Source organism: Rhizobium giardinii bv. giardinii H152, assembly GCF_000379605.1.
Lineage (GTDB): Bacteria > Pseudomonadota > Alphaproteobacteria > Rhizobiales > Rhizobiaceae > Pararhizobium > Pararhizobium giardinii.
This window is the reverse complement of the sequence record NZ_KB902724.1, coordinates 91,122-107,766: the sequence shown is the minus strand read 5'-3', so window position 1 is coordinate 107,766 and position 16,645 is coordinate 91,122. Positions and strand designations below refer to the sequence as shown.

Below are 16,645 nucleotides of genomic sequence, written 5' to 3'. Positions count from 1 at the left end.
ATGCCAGACAGGCGCAGGAATGTTGTTTATTCGGAGGGAAAATGGCGGATAAAGCGCGGGTATTCATCGGTTTCGACAGCAAGGAAGTCGTAGCCTATCACGTATTTTGTCAGAGTATTTTGGAAAAGAGTTCCATTCCGGTCGAGTTTCTTCCGCTATCCCTAAGCAATCTTGGCAGCGTTTTTACGCGTGAACGCAATCAGTTGCAGTCTACCGAATTTTCCTTTTCGCGATTCCTCGTTCCCTATCTCAGCAACTTTGAAGGCTGGAGCCTTTTTGCCGATTGCGACATGTTGATGCGCACCGACATCGCCAAGCTCTGGGATCTGCGGGACGATCGCTACGCGGCCATGTGCGTCAAGCATGACTACACGCCGAAGATCGAGACCAAGTTTCTGGGGCAGACCCAAACCAAGTACGAAAAGAAGAACTGGTCGAGCGTCATCTTGTTCAACAACGCGAAATGCCAAGCATTGACGCCCGACTACGTCAACACCGCAACCGGCTTACAGCTGCACCAGTTCAAGTGGCTCGAATCGGACGAGCTGATCGGCGCTCTTCCGCCGACATGGAACTGGCTGGTCAACGAGTATGACTACAATGAAGATGCCAATCTGGTGCATTTCACCGACGGTGGCCCCTATTTCGAAGAGTACCAGAACGACGATTTCGCCGAGGAATGGTTTGCGGCGCGTGATCGCGTTCTGTATGTCGCGCAGCGCTGAGCCTCGAGATCCGTAAGGCGTTGAAACCGGCTATATTGTGGGTTTCAACGTCTCGAAGCACTCAGGCGTCCAGGTCAGACTAGAGGCCGCTGATCGGATTACCATGATCGGTTCGCCGCTTTGGTAGCAATGCATCAAATTTGACACCGGTCCAGAGGGCAAACGGGATTCGGTTAGACGGATGTCGCCTTTGTGTTCGATACGATCAGGCAGAGGTATCTGGTCTCTTGTGTCGTCTGGCAAGCCAACTCGCCAAATCCTTATGATCAGCAATTCTACTAATAGACGCAGTTGCAGTTTTGCGGCACAACCGTTTCAGGGGAAGGCTACCCTTTAGGAAGAGTTGTCACCTCCCTCACCGGCTGGGGCGCGCGGAAACGTTCCGGCCGGACAATCTCGCGAGCCAGACAGGCTGCAATCGACGCACATTTCGCCCAGCGGGACTAGCACGAACAGACGCTGCGTCGCTCGACCGGTATTGTCATCGATGTCTGCCAGTCAAAGTCGCTTGGCTATCCGAAAAACAGGTCGCGTTGGAGTTTGGCGACTTTTTGGAAAGTTGCTCGACGGGAACTATTGCATCGCACCAACAAGAAAGAACCCGCCACCCAAAGGGTGACGGGTACAAGTGATCGAGAAACGCAGAACTGATAAAAATCCCTCGAACAGGTAGATCAAAAACGCTTTCGCTTTAAAAGCCGGGCCGGCTCCCCCGAAGGCCGCGGCTAATCTAAATTAGTCTTATCTTATGAGCAGTCGATAGCTAATCTTGGCGAGTTGACGTCCTGTCCGCGAGGTCCATGCGACGGATGCCGGGTCGAGCCTCGCGGTGCTCAAAGACGCCGAGACCAGCTCGTCAGGAACAAATTCCTTTTTTCGCGCGTTACTCGCGCGAGAGGGACTGGTGATGGTTGGGAGGAACCAATGCATCCGAACGAAATCCCCAAACCTACCGAAATCGAATGGCAACCGGTTATGGTCACGTTCCCGGACGGGCGCGTTCACAAGATTTGCGGTCCCCTTGAGGCCTTTGAAGTCCTCAGTTGCGAACCGGAGGACAAGCTCTACTTGAACGCAAAACTTTGCTGCCGGCTGGCCATGGAGCGCAAGATGTCTGCCGACAAGGCTCGCCTGGCGTTTATCGCCGCGACTCTGGAACGCATGCTTAAGGTTGTGTGACGCGCCGGCTTACTTCGTCGAACCCATTTCCCTGTCCCATAAGCAGACGAAGGTTAAGCCTTTCGGCTGAGTGCGTTTGAGTGGTTTGGCATGAATTAGGAGGCGTCGACAAACAGCGAAACAGTGACAAAATGGCCGGCGTTAATACTTCCCCAGTGGTTTCGCCAGGCGCAGGCAGCGGCAATGCACGGCCGCGGCGACTCCAGGCCTTTTGAAGACTTGCCGCATTGCAAGGAGAACGAGATGGCCAATCTCAGTGGAACGAAGAGCCAATTGACGCTGCAGGCAATCAGCCAGCACGTTGCAGACCTGACGGCGATTGAGTGGCTCTCGCTTATTGCGCCGATCAACGACACGATCATGGGCACGCAGAACAACGACGCTCTCAGCGCAGAGGCGGAAGGTGACGTTGTCCTCGGGCTCGATGGCGATGATGCCCTGAGCAGCGCATTTAATCGAACGGCGCTGATCGGCGGCCGCGGCAACGACAGCCTGACGACGAATGTCATCGTTCCCATGCAAGACACTGTGCAGGGGCTTGCCATCCAGATCGGTGGCAAAGGCAACGATAGTCTGGATGCGACGGTAACGCTTCAGGGCGGAGTCGTGACGGTTCAGGACAGGGAATTAAGCGCAGAGGTCTTACTTGATGGCGGCTGCGGGAACGACGTTATCAACGCCGTGGCCAATGTGGCCCTCCCGGTATTTGGAGACGTAACCGCGACAACCAACATTCGCGGCGGCTCCGGCAATGACACCATTGATGCCGTCGCGGATACGCGCGGTGCCCTGGACCGCAACTTCGCCAAGAATTCCGTCGAGGGCGGCCGCGGCGACGACCATATCACGGCTCGCGCCGAAACAGAGCTGAGCGGATCTTTAGCCACAGCCATCAATGTCCTCAGCGGCGGGGACGGTGACGATGTCCTCGATGCCACAGCGAGAGGGGTGTCCAATTCAACCGAATTGGTCTCGAATTCGCTCAGGGGCGGACAAGGCGATGATCTCCTGCGCGCCTTGAATGTGACGGATTCCAACTCGCGAGCCCCGGTCGGCGTCAATGAACTATGGGGCGGCACGGGCAATGACGTGCTGGAGGCAACCCATTCCACCGATGGCGAGAACACTGTGACGGATGTCACCAACACTTTGGACGGTGGCAACGGATGTGACCGCCTCGTAGCGGAATCCACCGCCCTTGGCGGCTTTGTGCAGGCCCTCAACCAGTTGACGGGAGGCAATGAACGCGATGTGCTGACGGCACGTATCGAGGCCGATGCCCATGGCGGACCTAGCTTTCTCGGGCTCAACTTGTACGATATTGCCAACGTCTTGAAGGGCGGAGCCGGCAACGATTTTCTGAAGGCCTTCCTGACGGTAACGGCCTTTCCTTTTACGGAAGACGATTCGCGAGCGGAAAACCATCTGGCCGGTGGTTCCGGCAATGACAAGCTTCTCGCGACCGTGGCCAGCGGCTCGGTCGGAACGAGTTTTCTGAACGGCGGCGCGGGGAATGATCAGCTCACGGTCGTCGGCGGAACGGAAAATATTCTCAATGGCGGAATCGGAGCGGATACGCTGATTGCCGGCACCGGCGACGACCACTTGATTGGAGGACAGGGTGCTGATCGGTACGTCTTTGCTCCGCAGACGGGGCACGACACTGTCGATTTCGAAAGTGGCCTGGACATCATCGACCTGACGGCCTTTGCCGCGGAAAACATTCACGGTTTTGATCAACTGAACATCGAGGTGAGCGGCGGAAACAGCATCGTCCACTTTAGTGCTGGAGACGATCTCACGGTCGTCGGCGTGGAAGATCTGCGCGCAAGCGATTTCTGGTTCGCCTGACCTTTAATGCAGGTCGCCCAAAGCCGTGGTTCTGGGACAACGACATGCATTGGAACAGCAGCCTAACCCGCATCGCATCAATCCGTTTCGACGCGATGCGGGTTAGCGCGTAGCCAGATGTGGTTTGTCCGCGTCGTGTTCGTAAAGCTGGTCCATGCTCAAGGAGGCAACGGCGGCAAAGGGCGCCTGGTTCGTCACGCGGCCGTCACCAAGGATGACGACTTCGTCGCAGAATGAAATCGTGCTGCGGTGGTGGCTGATCACGATCGTGGTCCGACGGCCGGCCCTCGACTTCAACGTGTCGACGATCGCCGCCTCCGACAGGCCATCCATGGCATTCGTCGCTTCATCAAGAATAAGGATCTCGGGATCCCGCACCAGGGCTCTTGCCAGTGCTATCCGCTGGCGCTGCCCGGCTGACAGGCTTGCACCTCTATAGCCGACGACAGTTTCATAACCATGGGGTAGCTTTTCGATAAATTCGTGCGCTTCCGCAAGCCTTGCGGCACGCTCCGCATCCACTATCGAGGAATTTTGGCCATAGGTGATATTGTCCAGAATGGTGCCGTCCACCAGCTCGAGATCCTGGCTGGCAAGGGCGATCTGGCTGCGCCATTGGGTGGGATCGATTCTGTCCAGCGGCGTTCCGTCAACCAGAATGTGACCCTGATCGGGCTCGACAAATCGACACAGAAGATTGACGATCGTCGTCTTTCCGGTGCCCGAGCGGCCGATGATTGCCGTCGAGCAACCACGACGGATTTCAAAGGTCGCAGCGTTAAGGACCATGGGCCGTTCGTCGGAACCTGGGTATTTGAACGTTACCCGATCAAACTTGATCTGCTGGCGCAAACCGCGGGCTGGCTCGTCGCCTGTCGGTGGTGGCGGTTTGTCGGAAGAGTCCAACAGCCATCGCACCTCCTCCAGGGAGCCGCTCCACCCCTGTAACTGGCTCCATGCCAACTGCAGGGCGCGCATGTGCGGTTGCAACCGATAAAGCAGGACGACGAAGGCTACAATGACGGGAAAAGTTACTCCCAAGAGCCATGCACTGACGACCGCTGCGAGAAAGAGCGCCGAGTGCAGCACTTCGGTCAGCGGCGGCAGCGCCCCTTGGCGGGTTTGGAGGACAAAGCCGGCCTTCCGAACTGCGTCCGACGCGGATTCAAAGACTGCCTGTTCGCGCTGCTCCTGTCCGAACACGCGGATGAGCCGCCCGGCATGCACGAGGTGAAGCATTCTTGCGGCAAGTTCGCTGTTGAGGGAAGTGACATTGCGGCTCGGGGCTTTAAGGCTGGCCGACAGAATGGCATGTGCCAGCTGGACGAGCACGAGGCCAAACGCAACGCACAGCGTCATCTGCCATGACAGGAGCAGGAGAAAGATAAACAGGATAACTGCGGCCGATGCGTTCACAGTTGCCGCGAGCACAGTTTGCATCGCATCCGACGCCCGCCAGGACTCATTGGAAATAATGTTCAGCAACCGGCCGGGGCTCTGTTGCAGAAAAAATGGATATCCAATCCTCAAGAGCTGGTCGGCAAGTGCGCTTCGTATGGCATGACTGGCTTTGCCGTAGATGAGATTTGTCAGAACGGTGTTCGCAAAGGCCAGAACGTTCTTCAGCGTGATCAATGCAAGGACGGCTACGGAGATCACCATCAGTCGCTGGCCATCGTCCAGGCCCGATCCCACCCGCTCGAAGATGGCAGGAAGTCCGCCCAAGCCACCGTCACCCTTTTGCCCGGCAATGATGCTCAGCATCGGAATAATGAGACCAATGCCGGTGCCTTCGAGTATGGCGCTGCCCAGGCCGAGCACGACGACAATTGCAAGCAGGTGCCACTGCCGACCCAGTGTGTGGCGCACGACCTGCAAACCCGGCAGGAGGAATGTCAACATGATCGATACCTCAGCGAATGAGCTGCCTGTTTGATTGCGTTATTTCGGGGCCGTGCGGCCGTCTGGTGATTGCAAGGCGCGCGAACTTGATGGCGCCAAGCAGATTCATGAACACGATTGGCCAATGCGATAGCGAAACCTCTGGATCGAACCGCGGGCCGCCCAGCAGTTCGTGGCACGCCGACCTCGTGGTCCAGAAAAAATGGCGAATCAGCCACGGAGCCTTGACGAGGTGCTTCAGGCACAGCGCTCCATTGCCGAGACTATAATCGCGGTGAAGCCTTTCGATTGCCTCGCGCGTATCTCGACCATGATGGTGAAGGACGGCCATGTCCGGGACATATTCAATCGGGATGCTAAGTTGAAAGGCGCGCACCAGATAGTCCGTGTCCTCGGCCGACTTCAGGGGGCTGCCGGCCCCCAGTCGCTCGTCGAAGCGACCGATTTGAAGCGCAACCTCACGATGCATCGTCATGTTGCACCCCAATATGAATCCGCCGGGGTGGATATCTGGGGTAAAGCGCGCCCGCGTCCGCGCCCGCTTGATCGTGAACGGCAGGTCACGAGGGCTGCCAAGCTCGACACGCCCACCGCGGATAACCCACCGTTCTCCGGCGGCGTAGTGCCGCTGCAGATCCTGCAGGTAACGAGGGTCGACTTCGCAATCATCATCGACGAAAATCAGGATTTGGCCGCGTGACCGTTCCATTCCGACATTGCGGGCCGCGGCCAGGCCCGGGCGCGACTCCATCACAAGCGTCATGGCGATACTCGATGTCGCGGCGATACGCGCCAGCCGTTGGGCGGTGTCATCCGTCGAGGCATTGTTGACCACCACAAGTTCGCTCGTCACAGCCGGCAGCGACTGACAGGCGGCTTCAATCGATCGGATGCAGGCCTCGAGGGCATCAGCCCGGTTGCGCGTACAGACGATGAAGCTTGCCAGCGGCCCACGATTTTCGCTCGCCATGGTCTGGCTCGCAATCGCGTCGCCATGCTCTCCTACGGTTCCGACAGATTGTGCAACCATGCTATGCAACACCATTGTTCAGCAACACCATCTTGGCGGGAACGGACTGCATGTACCGCGCCAGCGCGTCCAATCGCCTGGTAACTCCCATTGAAAGGTGACTGCACCATGGTGCGTACGCGCCGGCGCGCAGGCCGTATCGTTCGCGCCGCCGAATGGACTGCCATTTGCCGGTCCGTGTCAGAAAGTCGTGCGTCAGCCGCGGTTGCTCCTCATCGTTGATGAGCTGGTAGAGGAAATAGAAAAAGCACAACATGCCATCATCGTAGCTCGGGGACGTTGCAGCCGGCAGCGCTTCGATTTTTCCTTGGAGCGACAGGATGAAGTCGGCCGCGCGCCGAACAGTGTCCGGCGTCACGGCAACTCCGATATCGTCAAGGACGTGCGGATCATTCATGAGCGCGTTCCGCTCGAGGTTCTCGGTGACGATCCTCAAATGGGTCCGGCGCATTTGCCGTTTGTGCTTGTTCGTGACGCTGCCTTCATGAATGCGGTAGGCCACGAGGCTGTCATCGATCATGGCGGCGGGAAAGCGGGCGGTAATCCGTCGGAACAGATCGAAGTCTTCCGCGTGGACATAGCTTGCGTCGTACACCAGCATGTCCTCCGGTATGACGTTCCTGTTGTACATCACGGTCGAATGCATGAAGACGGTGAAGAACATCGACAATGTGCCCCACTGCCCGGACTGATAGATCGGATTGGGCGTACCGCGGACCATTCGCGTGCCGATCAGCCTGTCGATGCCAGTACCGCTGATGGCGAGATCAGGCTGTTCGGTGAACAGGGAGACCTGGCGGGAAAAGCGCGTTGGATAGGATATGTCATCGGCGTCCATCCGGGCGATGAGATTGCCCTTCGCCATGGCCAACCCTTCGTTCAAAGTCGCGATCAGACCGCGGTTCTCACGCGACACGATCGCGATACGATCGTCGGCGCTTTGGTAGCGGCGCAGGATCTCCAGAGAACCATCGGTCGAGCCATCATCGATTGCGATGACCTCGAGGCGGTCATGGTCCTGACGCAGGATGCTCTCCAGCGCCGCAGCGAGATAAGGTTCGCCGTTGTAGACGGGCAGCAGGACGGAGACCAATGGAACGGACATGCTTCAGCTCGCGTGTTATTGAAGATCGGAGGTCTGGAAAGCGTTGCCGCGATGGGCGGATTTGCTTGCGGGCATCACAGACCGGGAGTCCCTTCTGTCACCGCTCCACTCAACCGGATTGCCTGCATGCACGAATGATGCAGCTGGGTTGGGGTCTGCTGGAGCGACGTAGGGGAAGTGGCGTTTGAGTTGATTGAGACGCGTTTCGAAAAGCGACCACGAAAGCGAGGCAAGCATCAGTGTGGCTGCGCCTGCAACCACGAAACGTCCGGAGCCTTGCTCCGAGACATTGACAGGAATCCAAGCTTGCGCCTTGACCACCAGGGAGAGCACGATTGGGTGGAAGAGGTAGACGCCATAGCTTATGCGCCCAAGGGCGGTGAGCGGGGTGAATTCTGCCGCGCGGCCGAAATACCCCCCAATGCCCGCCGAACAACATCCCACCAGCATTGTAAGCGGCAGAAGAGGAAGAACCTCCGTGCCGATCCAGGCTGCCCAGTCAAGTGCGGGCATCATCGCCGGTCTCGGCCACGCCAAGATGACAACGGCAGCAACTGAGGGCATCCAGCTCAGCCTCATCCATCTCGGCCACGCCGCGCTTCTGGCTCGATAGGCAGCAAGAAGCGCGCCCGATGCGAGCGCGTCCATCGATGCTGTAGGGAGCAGGTCGCGCATGAGCGTCGGCGCGCCGGTCACGGGCCAACAGAGGCGATATGCCAACGAGCATGCGATGACGGCGATGCAAATCCGCTCAATCAGCTGGCGGGGAGCGAGCAGGATCACCAGTGGCCAGAGAACATAGAACTGTTCCTCGATACTCAGGCTCCACGTGTGACACAAAACCCACGGGCTCCACTCGTTTTGTATCGCATACCAGAAGTTCGACAGATAGAGCGCATGCCACGCAAGGTTACCTCTGGCACCCTCGAGATTGACAACCCAGATGAAGCCCAACATGGCGAAATAGGGAGGGAATATGCGCAGCGCTCGCCGTATATAAAATGATTTCAATGCGGTAGACGGCTCGTAGCGCTCAGCACTTCGCGCATCCAGAAGGAGCCGCGTTATCAGAAATCCGCTGAGCACGAAGAACAGGCGCACCCCGAGGTGGCCCCAGAAAGCCCCATCCTCGGCGAAAAAATGCGCATACAGCACCATCGTGACGGCAATGGCTCTCAGCCCGTCCAACTGCCGGTCGCGTGTATTCGACATAGACACCCCTCGGCGATAAGCCTTTGTCTGCCAATTCTCCTTGGCGGCGTCCGCTCCCATTCCGTTTTTTGCCGCCGACAATGCAAACCGTCACCGGCGTCCCTGTGGACACGACGTGTTAAGGCGGAGCCTGGAATGTAAGCGCAAATCCGGCCAAACTTTGACAGTGACAGCTTGATCAGCAGATTGCCTGTGGGCAATGCCGCACGATGCGGCGGACAGCCGGCACGCAAATGAACGCGGCCGTTGTTTAAGCGGTGGCGATCTACAGCTTGTGGGCGCAGTTCCAAGCTATCGAAGCGCCTGAAGTCTCAACGGCGGAACAATTTCGATGGCCGCGTGTTCCCGGACATAGGGTACCTAAAAAGGAGGAAGCCATGAAAGTTCGCGAAGCTATGACGCGTGATGTTCGCATTGCTAGCCCCGACCAAACGATCCAGGAAGCAGCGGCAATCATGGCTGAGATCGACGCCGGGGTTGTTCCCGTTCGTGAAAACGATCGGCTGGTGGGAATGATCACCGATCGTGATATTGCCGTGCGTGCTGTGGCAAAGGGAATGGGCCCGCAATCCAGGATTGCTGACATAATGTCCCACGAAGTAAAATACTGCTACGAAGACGACGACACCCACGATGTGCTGGAAAATCTTGGCGATCAGAAACTGCGGCGTCTTCCCGTGGTCAGTCGTGACAAACGCCTCGTAGGCATACTGTCGCTCGGTGATCTGGCAACTTCGGGCGCCAACGGCGCCACCGGAGAAGCTTTGGCCGGAATTTCCCAGCCCGGCGGCATTCACTCGCAGACCGCAAGCGTCGGAGGATAATGGTCGCCCAATGGTCCGGCGGCGCAAACGGATAGAAAGCTGGGCGCGGGCGATTCCCGCTCGCGCCCGAAACGTGACCTTAGCTGGAGCTTAGAATATACCGCCGATTGGTGACCAGCGCCGGGCGGGCATTCATAGAGTAGAGCGCAGTGAACTTCTTGATATCGGCGGGGTCCACCTCGATGGGGTTCATCGCCACCATCCAGTCGACAATTTCGCTGCACGGCGGTGTCGTCAGCGATCCCTCATAGGCCCAATAGCTGAGAGCCGACGGGAGCAAACCGCTCGGATCCACCACCCCGTGCAGGCTGGCTTCATCCCCGGCCTTTTGCGGGAAAGCGGCCGCCAGGCTTGCAAAGGTCTTATTGGCAACTCCGGGGACGAGGAAAACGCCAAATACACCAAGGGCGCCCGTTTCTGCGTGCTTGTGGACGAAATGCACTTCCATAGGGAAGGACTTTCCTTCGACCAGGTGTTCGCTTGGTGCGTGGAAATGGTACTGCACGAGATCGTAGGTCTTGTCACCGCGGCGCAGCGTGCCGCCGGGCGCCGCTTTCACTTGGATCGTATGCCCATTGTTGAGGATCGTGCCGCCGCCCTTCCAGTCTATTGTGATGTCTGGAATATCTGCCTTGATCGCGCCTCTGATGTCGAGCGGCGATTGCTGCGAACCGGCAGCGCAAGCGCTGTTGTCTTTGCTCAAGGAGCCCCAATGCTCAGGACCCGCTTCGCCTTCGTAGCTCCAATGGACCCCTTCTGCGGCGTATGCGGTTTTGACGCAGAGCGGACATGCGGCAAGCAAGGCTAGGCCCCTGAGGAAGTCACGCCTTTCCATATGTATTCCCTTTCGATTGAACGGCGAGCATGAAGCGCTCGCAGCGCCGGCATCTTTGGCATCGGCGTCCCCCTGTCAATTTGACCCCAATGCCCGAAGCGAGAAGATTGCGCGAATTGGATAGTCCCCGCTGAAATGCGCCCGATGGCGTCAAGTGAACATGGCACCCGGGTGCGCCGGCGCTTAAGATTCAAACGCGAAGCCTTGTTCCCGGGCATGTTGCGTCAATGACTACGCGGCGACGAGGCAACCGGTCGCGATTTGGACATTAAACAATGCGGCCTCGGGCGACGACGGGCCAGACGGCTGAAATCTCGCCGTGCTCCACGACATTCACCGCGTCGACCATATTGGTGACCACGCAGGCATGATTGGGCACGATGCGGAGCTTGTCGCCGACCATCAGATTGATCGGGCCCTCGCTGACGAGGCGGCCATGTTCTTCGGAGAGTTGGTCGATAGAAATGTCGTCGCGACCGAGTACGTGACCGTAACCCGAAAGGCCCAGAAGGTCGGAGGTTAGCGTCTTCGAGCCGGCATCGATGATGGCGCGGTTGGCGGCTGGCACCGAAACGACAGTCGCGAGCACGGTCAGCGCGCAATCCTCCCACCCGCAGACACCGCGCGAGACGAGCGAACGGTCGTTGTAGACATAGGTGCCCGGGCGATATTCGGTCGTGACCGGAGCCTCGGCGGCCTTCATCATCGACGGTGTTCCGCCCGAAGTGACAACGGGTACCCTTATGCCAGCCGCCTCGATGAAGGCTTTTGCGCGGGTCATGAAGGATTCGACTGCGGCTGCACCACCGGTTGGGGGATAGGTCATCAGGCCGCCGAAGGCGAGACCGGGGGCCTTGGTGATCCGCTGCGCGAGTGCCGCCGCCGCCTCCGGAGTTGGCACGCCACAACGGTCCGCACCAGTGTTGCATTCCACCAGGACAGCAAGCGGTGCCGGCTGGGAAGCGAACGCATAGGAGAGGCCGTCAATGACGGTTTCATTGTCAGCGACGACGCTGAGCGTCACCTTGCGGGCAAGCGATGCCAGATGCTCGAGCTTCTCGGCGCCGAGGATATTGTAGGTGATCAGCACGTCGCGAATTTCAGGGCTGCCGGCAACCATGGCTTCGGCTTCCGACACCTTCTGACAGGTGATGCCCACGGCCCCCGCCCTCAATTGCATCTCGGCCACGGCAGGCAATTTGTGCGTCTTGATATGCGGGCGAACCTTCAGCCCATGGGCGTCCGCATAGATCTGGAACCGCTCGATGTTGCGGCGGGCGGTGTCGAGATCGACCAGGACGGCCGGTGTGTTCACGGTCTGAAGCGTCGCTGCGGCCTTGGTCATGGGGACCCTCTCAAGAAAATTTCCGATGAAAATTCAGGCGGAAGAAACCGCCGCATGCCTGTTGCGCAGATTCCTACTCGCCCAAGTCTTGACAATTTATGCATCCTGACGCTGAATACGTCAATCCAGTAAAACAGACACATGTCCACAATACTGGACACTGGAAAATGACCGTTCATCAGGGGAACATCATGATCATTTCGCTCCGCGCCGGCGCGCTCTCGCTGGCAACCGCCTTTCTTCTTTCCGCAATGCCCGCCGCCGCGCAGCAGGCGGCCAGCAAACTCGATGAGGTTCTGGCCCGCGGCCATCTTGTCCTCGGCACCGGCAGCACAAACGCGCCGTGGCATTTCAAGAGCGCCGAAGACAAGCTCCAGGGTTTCGACGTCGACATGGGCCGCATCGTCGCCAAGGCACTGTTCGGCGATCCCGACAAGATCGAGTACGTCAACCAGTCGTCCGACGCCCGCATTCCGAACATCACCACCGACAAGGTGGACCTCACCTGCCAGTTCATGACAGTGACCGGCGAACGCGCCCAGCAGATCGCCTTCACCATTCCCTACTACCGGGAAGGTGTCGGCCTGATGCTCAAGGCTGACGGCAAGCATGCCGACTATGCGGCGCTGAAGGCTGCAGGGTCTTCCGTGACCATTTCTGTTCTGCAGAACGTCTATGCCGAGGACATGGTGCATGCGGCGCTGCCGGAGGCGACCGTTGACCAGTATGAATCCGTCGACCTGATCTATCAGGCGCTTGAATCCGGCCGCGCCGATGCGGCGGCCACCGACCAGTCGTCGCTTGCCTGGTACATGACCCAGAATTCGGGCCGCTACAAGGATGCCGGCTACGGCTGGAACCCGCAGACCTATGCCTGCGGCGTCAAGCGCGGCGACCAGGACTGGCTGAACTTCGTCAACACCGCGTTGCACGAGGCGATGACCGGCGTCGAGTTCGATTTCTATGCCAAGTCCTTCAAGACTTGGTTCGGCAAGGATCTGGCACCGCCGCAGATCGGCTTCCCGGTCGAGTACAAATAAGGCCGAACGGCAGCCGTTGGGACGAAGGGCATTGGCCCTTCGTCCTTCCCCCACCCTCTACGGCAGGATGCCGCCATGGGTTATACGCTCAATTTCGCCGCCGTCTGGCGCAGCTTCGACCAGCTTCTCGAAGGCCTGCTGCTGAGCCTTGGTCTGGCTTTCGTTTCCATCCTCATCGGCGCCGTCATCGGCTTGCTGGTCGCCTTCGCGCTCATTGCCAAAAGCGGCTGGATTCAGCGGCCGGCGGCAACCTACGTGACGATCATCCGCAACCTGCCGATTCTCGTACTGGTGCTCTTTGCCTATTTTGCCCTGCCACAGATGGGCGTGCGGCTGGGCAAGATCGAGAGTTTCGTCGCCGTGCTGTCGATCTATTCCGGCGCCTATCTGGCCGAGGTGTTCCGCGCGGGTCTCATCTCCATTCCCAAGGGACTGACGGAGGCCGGCCTCGCCATCGGGCTGACGCCGATGCAGATTCGCGTGTCGATCATCGTGCCGCTGATGCTGCGCAACGTCCTGCCTTCCTTGTCCTCGACGGTGATTTCGCTGTTCAAGGATACGTCGCTGGCAGCGGCCATCGCGGTGCCGGAACTCACGTTCGAGGCGCGCAAAATCAATGTCGAGACCTTCCGGGTCATCGAGACGTGGATCGTCGCTTCGGGTCTCTACGTCGCCACCTGTTCCGTGCTTGCGGCGCTGATGCGCATGGTCGAGCGCCGGCTTGCCGTTCCGAGGTGATGACCATGACGGAAATCTCCGCCTTCTTCGATCAACTCTGGATCGCTCGCTTCGTTATCCTCAAAGGGCTGGGCGTCACGGTATCGATCTCGCTTCTCTCGATCATTGCCGGGTCGCTGCTCGGTGTTCTCGTCGGCCTGTCTCTCGTCTACGGCAACCGGTTGCTCAGGCTCGTGGTCCGGGCCTATACCGACTTCATTCGCGGCACGCCGGTGCTCGTGCTGGTTCTCGCCAGCTACTATGTGCTCTCCACGATCGGTATCGAACTGGGGCCGTTCCAGGCCGGTGTCCTGGCGTTGGCGATCTTCTGCTCGTCGCATGTCGGTGAGATCGTCCGCGGCGGGTTGCAGGCCATTCCCAAGGGGCAGACCGAAGCTGCCAAGGCGATCGGGCTGACGTTCCGCCAGACATTCGCCTATGTTCTGTGGCCGCAGGCGCTGCGGCAATTCCTGCCCGCCTGGGTGAATACGGCTGCCGAGATGGTCAAGGCTTCGACCCTGCTCTCCGTCATCGGCGTCGCCGAACTACTCTTGCGCACGCAGGAAATCATCTCGCGCAATTTCCTGAGCCTGCAGTTCTATTTCTTCGCCGGGCTTCTCTACTTCACCATCAATTACGGCATCGAGCGGTTCGGCAAATATGTCGAGCGCAAGACCGCCGTTCCGTCCTGAGGGCTCCCACGACATGAGCAAGATACTTCTGGAAATACAGGGGCTGCGCAAGCAGTACGGCACCGTCGAGGTGCTGAAGGGCGTGGACTGCACCATGCAGGAAGGCGAAGTGATCTCAATCATCGGCTCCTCAGGTTCGGGCAAGACGACGATGCTGCGCTGCATCAACATGCTGGAAGAATTCCAGGGCGGACGCATCCTGCTCGAGGGCGAGGACATCGGCTATGAACAAAGCGGCACTGTCCGCAAGCGCAAGAGCGAGAAGGACATCGCCCGGCAGCGCGCACTGACAGGCATGGCCTTTCAGCAGTTCAACCTCTTCCCGCATATGACCGCAGCGGAAAACGTGATGCTCGGCCTCGTCAAGGTGAAGAAGCTGTCGCGCGACGAAGCACGGGCCATCGCCGAAAAATGGCTGGACCGCGTTGGCCTTGCCTCGCGCGCCGATCACTATCCGGGCCAGCTTTCCGGCGGCCAGCAGCAACGCGTTGCGATCGCCCGGGCGATCGCGATGAACCCGCGACTGATGCTGTTCGATGAGGTCACCTCGGCGCTGGACCCGGAACTGGTGGGCGAAGTGCTCCAGGTCATCAAGGGGTTGGCGGCGGACGGCATGAGCATGCTGCTCGTCACCCACGAGATGCGCTTTGCCTATGAAGTCTCCTCGCGGGTGATCTTCATGAATCAGGGCGTGATCTGCGAGGAAGGCGACCCGAAGGAGATGTTCCTGAGGCCGAAGACCGAGCGGCTCGTCGAATTCCTCAAGACATCCAGTTTCAACTGAACGGGATGAGAAAAGTGTAAGTGGTTTTCCGCTCACATCCCGTTCCATCTCAAACAAAGACAAAGAGAGAATCCTCATGACTATCAAGCGTTATGGCGCCGGTGAAACGGGTGCCGGTGGTCAACCCCTGCCCTTTGCCCGTGCGGTGGAAGCAAACGGTTGGCTGCATGTGTCTGGCCAGGTGCCGATGGAAAACGGCGAGATCGTGCGCGGCGGCATTGTAGCCGAGAGCCGCAGGGCAATCGAGAACCTGATCGCCATCCTGCATGAGGCGGGCTACGGCATCGAGGACGTTGTCCGCGTCGGCGTCTGGCTGGACGATCCGCGGGATTTCTGGAGCTTCAACGGCGTCTACGCCGAATATTTCGGCGCCAACCCTCCGGCCCGTGCCTGCGTGCAGTCGCGCATGATGGTCGATTGCAAAGTGGAAGTCGATTGCATCGCCTATCGGGCGGACAGGGCTTGAAATGCAGGGCGCGGCTTGCAAAGGTCGCGCCCGTGATCATTGAAGAGGACGGATCGAATGGCTGATGGCGCAGAAGACATCGTATCGCGGCGGACGCGGGGTCTTGATCGTGCCTTCGAGATTCTTGAATTCCTGCGCACGAAACGCCAGCCGATGCGGCCGAACGAGATTGCCGTCGAGATCGGCGCACCGCGCTCGTCCGTCTACGAACTGATCAACCTTCTCCTGCGCCACGGCATGCTGGACTATCAGGGCGGCGACGGTCGGGTGTTTCTGGGTCGCAAGCTCTATTTCCTCGGCACGGCCTATGCCGACCAGTTCGACCTGATGCGCGAATCCGAGGACATGCTCGCCCGGCTGGCGGAGGAAACCCGTGAGACGGCGCAGATGTGCCTGCTGGAAGGCAACAAATATACGGTTGCCATGATGCGCGAAGGTGTGCGCGCATTCCGCATTTCCTCCAATATCGGCGAACTGGTGCCAATCCCGTGGACCGCTTCCGGCCGCCTGTTGGTGGCACATCTCACCGACGCGGAGATTATCGATCTCATTCCCACCAGCGACTTCGTTCTGCCGAACGGCAAGCGGCTGGATCCGGCACAGTTCATCGCGGAAGTCCGGCAAGCGGCCCTCGACGGCTTTTTCACCTTCAACAGCGAGGTCGAGACCTTCACGCACTGCTTTGCGGTTCCGGTGTATCAGGCTGATGGCCAATGCGTCGCCACGCTCTGCCTCGTGACCCCGAAGGAAGACGGGCTGCGCAATCGCCAGAGCTATCTCGACAGCCTTCTTGCCGCCGCGCATGAATTGTCCGAGCAACTCGGTTATGCCGCAGGCCGCAAGCGCGCCGGGTAGCGGCTACTCAAGCGCCTCGGGTCAGCGCCAGCCGCCATTCGCATGGGTCAAGAAGAAGCGTGAGCGATCGGAAAAGCCCATCC

General features: G+C 59.1%; 16 protein-coding genes. 10 read left to right on the top strand and 6 right to left on the bottom strand.

Going from position 1 to position 16,645, the window contains the following annotated elements:
• Positions 1-41 precede the first annotated feature (41 nt).
• The 3 genes from A3AY_RS0129050 to A3AY_RS0129040 all read left to right on the top strand — a co-directional run bounded on the left by A3AY_RS0129050 (position 42) and on the right by A3AY_RS0129040 (position 3,755).
• Complete coding sequence (locus tag A3AY_RS0129050) at positions 42-725, top strand: LPS glycosyltransferase (protein ID WP_018329185.1); 684 nt, start codon at positions 42-44, stop codon at positions 723-725.
• Positions 726-1,649: 924 nt separating this feature from the next.
• Positions 1,650-1,904 carry a DUF982 domain-containing protein gene (locus A3AY_RS0129045; protein WP_018329184.1) on the top strand — a complete coding sequence of 85 codons (255 nt, stop codon included), beginning with the start codon at positions 1,650-1,652 and terminating at the stop codon, positions 1,902-1,904.
• 243 nt (positions 1,905-2,147) lie between these two features.
• Positions 2,148-3,755 (top strand): calcium-binding protein, encoded by a 1,608-nt coding sequence (locus A3AY_RS0129040; protein ID WP_018329183.1) that lies wholly within the window; start codon positions 2,148-2,150, stop codon positions 3,753-3,755.
• Positions 3,756-3,857: 102 nt separating this feature from the next.
• On the opposite strand, the gene A3AY_RS0129035 is transcribed toward A3AY_RS0129040, so the two are convergent.
• The 4 genes from A3AY_RS0129035 to A3AY_RS0129020 all read right to left on the bottom strand — a co-directional run bounded on the left by A3AY_RS0129035 (position 3,858) and on the right by A3AY_RS0129020 (position 9,004).
• Positions 3,858-5,657, bottom strand: coding sequence for an ABC transporter ATP-binding protein (locus A3AY_RS0129035; RefSeq protein ID WP_018329182.1), 1,800 nt, complete (start codon positions 5,655-5,657; stop codon positions 3,858-3,860).
• 10 nt (positions 5,658-5,667) lie between these two features.
• Positions 5,668-6,627: a glycosyltransferase family 2 protein gene (locus A3AY_RS36460; RefSeq protein WP_018329181.1), complete on the bottom strand. Its 960-nt coding sequence runs from the start codon at positions 6,625-6,627 to the stop codon at positions 5,668-5,670.
• A 61-nt stretch (positions 6,628-6,688) separates the two neighbouring features.
• The gene (locus A3AY_RS0129025; protein ID WP_018329180.1) at positions 6,689-7,792 is read right to left on the bottom strand and encodes a glycosyltransferase family 2 protein; all 1,104 of its coding nucleotides are present in this window, start codon (positions 7,790-7,792) and stop codon (positions 6,689-6,691) included.
• A 15-nt stretch (positions 7,793-7,807) separates the two neighbouring features.
• Complete coding sequence (locus A3AY_RS0129020; RefSeq protein WP_040669373.1) at positions 7,808-9,004, bottom strand: acyltransferase family protein; 1,197 nt, start codon at positions 9,002-9,004, stop codon at positions 7,808-7,810.
• 377 nt (positions 9,005-9,381) lie between these two features.
• Here A3AY_RS0129020 and A3AY_RS0129015 point away from each other — a divergent pair, with 377 nt between their 5' ends.
• Positions 9,382-9,828, top strand: a complete 447-nt coding sequence (locus tag A3AY_RS0129015) for a CBS domain-containing protein (RefSeq protein WP_018329178.1) — start codon at positions 9,382-9,384, stop codon at positions 9,826-9,828.
• Between the two features lie 79 nt (positions 9,829-9,907).
• On the opposite strand, the gene A3AY_RS0129010 is transcribed toward A3AY_RS0129015, so the two are convergent.
• Positions 9,908-10,663, bottom strand: a complete 756-nt coding sequence (locus tag A3AY_RS0129010; protein ID WP_018329177.1) for a carbonic anhydrase — start codon at positions 10,661-10,663, stop codon at positions 9,908-9,910.
• A gap of 268 nt (positions 10,664-10,931) precedes the next feature.
• A complete protein-coding gene (locus A3AY_RS0129005) occupies positions 10,932-12,008 on the bottom strand; it encodes a D-TA family PLP-dependent enzyme (RefSeq protein WP_018329176.1) in 1,077 nt (358 codons plus the stop codon).
• A 191-nt stretch (positions 12,009-12,199) separates the two neighbouring features.
• On the opposite strand from A3AY_RS0129005, the gene A3AY_RS0129000 reads away from it, so the two are divergent.
• From A3AY_RS0129000 to A3AY_RS0128975, 6 genes are all read left to right on the top strand, one after another.
• Complete coding sequence (locus A3AY_RS0129000; RefSeq protein ID WP_018329175.1) at positions 12,200-13,048, top strand: transporter substrate-binding domain-containing protein; 849 nt, start codon at positions 12,200-12,202, stop codon at positions 13,046-13,048.
• A 75-nt stretch (positions 13,049-13,123) separates the two neighbouring features.
• Positions 13,124-13,786, top strand: coding sequence for an amino acid ABC transporter permease (locus A3AY_RS0128995; protein WP_018329174.1), 663 nt, complete (start codon positions 13,124-13,126; stop codon positions 13,784-13,786).
• A gap of 5 nt (positions 13,787-13,791) precedes the next feature.
• Complete coding sequence (locus A3AY_RS0128990; protein WP_026203949.1) at positions 13,792-14,457, top strand: amino acid ABC transporter permease; 666 nt, start codon at positions 13,792-13,794, stop codon at positions 14,455-14,457.
• A 13-nt stretch (positions 14,458-14,470) separates the two neighbouring features.
• The gene (locus A3AY_RS0128985; protein WP_018329172.1) at positions 14,471-15,241 is read left to right on the top strand and encodes an amino acid ABC transporter ATP-binding protein; all 771 of its coding nucleotides are present in this window, start codon (positions 14,471-14,473) and stop codon (positions 15,239-15,241) included.
• A 76-nt stretch (positions 15,242-15,317) separates the two neighbouring features.
• Positions 15,318-15,707, top strand: a complete 390-nt coding sequence (locus A3AY_RS0128980; RefSeq protein ID WP_018329171.1) for a RidA family protein — start codon at positions 15,318-15,320, stop codon at positions 15,705-15,707.
• Between the two features lie 57 nt (positions 15,708-15,764).
• Complete coding sequence (locus A3AY_RS0128975; RefSeq protein WP_018329170.1) at positions 15,765-16,562, top strand: IclR family transcriptional regulator; 798 nt, start codon at positions 15,765-15,767, stop codon at positions 16,560-16,562.
• Positions 16,563-16,645 lie beyond the last annotated feature (83 nt).